Source organism: Bradyrhizobium sp. PRIMUS42, assembly GCF_023006515.1.
Taxonomy (GTDB): Bacteria; Pseudomonadota; Alphaproteobacteria; order Rhizobiales; family Xanthobacteraceae; genus Bradyrhizobium.
On record NZ_JALBGZ010000824.1, the window covers coordinates 1 to 2,537 of the forward strand.

Consider the following 2,537-nt stretch of genomic DNA (forward strand, 5'->3'; position numbering starts at 1 on the left):
ATCCCGGCCCGCCCGAGCGTCGCCGATATCGAGGCAACCACCTCGACGCTCAGCATCGCGCGCGCCTGGAAGCGGCCCTACAGCTTCGTGCTGAACCAGACGCCGATCCGCGGCCAGCGCATCGACAACGCCGCCAACACGCTCGCCGAGGAAGCCGCGCTTGATCTCGCCGAGGTGCTCGCGCGCCCGCTGATCGTGATGCGCAACGATCACCAGGACTCGCTCGCGAGCGGCCTTGCCGTCAGCGAATTCGCGCCGAACGGAAAGTCGGCGGACGAGATCCGCGGCCTCTGGCGCTGGATTGAGGCCCGGCTCGATCTCGCTGCGACAACCGGTGTCCTGATCGACCAAGTCATGTCGGGCGCGGACGGCATGCTGCATGCCGCCACCGAGCTTTCGGCGGACGAGACCACGACGCTGGCGTCCTGAGCGGGGCGATCGCTCAGACGGCAGTCGGCCCTTCACCATCCGGAAGGGCCCCAGCGACGCAGCAATCCGGCCAGGAGCCCGGCCGGATTGCTTCGCTTCGCGTTCTGCGGGATGCCCTATCCACCCGTCATTGCGAGGAGCCCTTGCGACAAAGCAATCCAGAATTCTTCCGCGAAAAGATTCTGGATTGCTTCGCTGCGCTCCATCCGGGCTACGGCAGTCGTCTCACTTCTGACATTTCGAGCACCAGAACGTCGATCGACCGTTCTGGGTGAAGCGCTTGATCGTGCCGCCGCAGCGCGGCGTCGTGCACTTCTCGCCTTCGCGGTCATAGACCTTGAACGAGTGCTGGAAATAGCCGAGCTCGCCCGAGGTCTGGCGATGATCGCGCAGGCTGGACCCGCCGGCCTTGATCGCGTCGTTCAGCACGGTGTGGATCGCGCCGACCAATCGTTTGGCGTGATCAGTCGGCTCGCCCCCGGCAACGCCTTTGCGTTGTCCGGCTTTGGTCGACAGCGTCGCGGCGATCCGGCGCGGCGACAGATGCGAGCGGTGCAGAGCCTCGCAGACATAGATGTTGCCGAGCCCGGCGACCACGCGCTGGTCGAGCAGCGCCGCCTTCAGGCTCGTGGTCTTGCCGGCGCAGGAGCGCGCCAGCATCGCGGCATCGAACTCGTTGCCGAGCGGCTCGGGGCCTAGCCCGCGCAGCAGCGGCTCTTCATCAAGCGCGTTGCGCGCGATCACTTTCATGTAACCGAAACGGCGCGGATCGTTGAAGACGATGTCGGCGCCGGAGGACATCCGAAACAGCACGTGGTCGTGCGCGGAGTCCTTGGCCTTCGGATAGTGAAACTCGCCGGGCTGCACGTCGTTGTCCGGCTTGATGACACGGAACGAGCCCGACATGCCCAGATGCATCAAGAGCACGTCGCCGGAGGCCAGATCGGCCATGAGATATTTTGCGCGGCGGCCGAGCCCCGTGACGACCTGGCCCTTGAGCCGGGCCACGAAATCCGGCTGGAACGGAAAGCGCAAATCGGGCCGGCGGGCCTCCGCATTGAGGATTTTCGCACCCTCCATGACGGGCTGAAGGCCGCGGCGGACGGTTTCGACTTCGGGCAATTCAGGCATGGTCAGGCATTCACCTTATGAGGGCGGTGTGATAGCGCCATTGCGGCGGGCAGGCTATGGTCCGCCACGCGGAGTAGAGTAATGGATCGGCCGGGCGAAACCACGCATTTTGGCTTCAGGGACGTCCCCCTGGGGGACAAGCAGACGCTGGTGAACGATGTGTTTCACAGCGTGGCGTCGCGCTATGATTTGATGAACGATTTGATGTCCGGCGGCCTGCACCGGGTCTGGAAGGACATCATGATCACGGCGCTCGACCCGCCCAGGAGCGACCGGCCGTTCGCGCTGCTCGACGTGGCCGGCGGCACCGGCGACATCTCGTTCCGCGCCGCCAAGGCCGCAGGTGCCGGCTTCCATGCCACCGTCTGCGACATCAACACCGACATGCTGGCCGTCGGCCGCGAGCGCGCCGTCAAACGGCATCTCGAAACCCGGGTCGATTTCGTCGAAGGCAATGCCGAAGCGCTCGGCTTCGCCGATCGCAGCTTCGACGCATATACGATCGCTTTCGGCATTCGCAACGTGCCCCGGATCGATCTGGCGCTGCAAGAAGCCTATCGCGTGCTGAAGCCCGGCAGCCGCTTCCTCTGCCTGGAATTCTCCAGCGTCGAGATGCCGGGGCTCGATCGCCTTTATGACCTGTTCTCGTTCAAGGTGATCCCGCCGCTCGGCCGCATGATCACGGGCGATGCCGAGTCCTATCAATATCTCGTCGAATCGATTCGCAAGTTTCCAAAACCCAACGCCTTCGCCGACATGATCCGCGACGCCGGCTTTGCCCGCGTCAGCTGGCAGACATTGTCCGGCGGCATCGTCGCACTGCATTCGGGCTGGCGTTTGTGATCTCTGCTTTCAACCACATTGCGCGCCTGATCCGCGCCGCGTTCGTGTTTGCCCGCGAGGGCGTGTTCGGCTCGGTCGATCCGAGCCTGGTGCCGCCGCCGGGACAGCTCGCGCTGAAGCTGGCGCGCCTGGTC

General features: G+C 64.9%; 2 protein-coding genes and 1 pseudogene. 2 read left to right on the forward strand and 1 reads right to left on the reverse strand.

The features are described 5' to 3' along the window. Positions 1–429: pseudogene (locus tag MOV75_RS34220) on the forward strand (ParA family protein); the annotation flags it as partial. Between the two features lie 225 nt (positions 430–654). Here the strand turns inward: MOV75_RS34220 and mutM are convergent. Continuing rightward, entirely contained in the window at positions 655–1,560 is a 906-nt protein-coding gene (mutM, locus tag MOV75_RS34225) for a bifunctional DNA-formamidopyrimidine glycosylase/DNA-(apurinic or apyrimidinic site) lyase (protein ID WP_246922467.1), read from the reverse strand. A gap of 81 nt (positions 1,561–1,641) precedes the next feature. On the opposite strand from mutM, the gene ubiE reads away from it, so the two are divergent. After that, a complete protein-coding gene (gene ubiE / locus MOV75_RS34230; RefSeq protein WP_246922470.1) occupies positions 1,642–2,403 on the forward strand; it encodes a bifunctional demethylmenaquinone methyltransferase/2-methoxy-6-polyprenyl-1,4-benzoquinol methylase UbiE in 762 nt (253 codons plus the stop codon). The last annotated feature ends 134 nt before the right edge of the window (positions 2,404–2,537 follow it).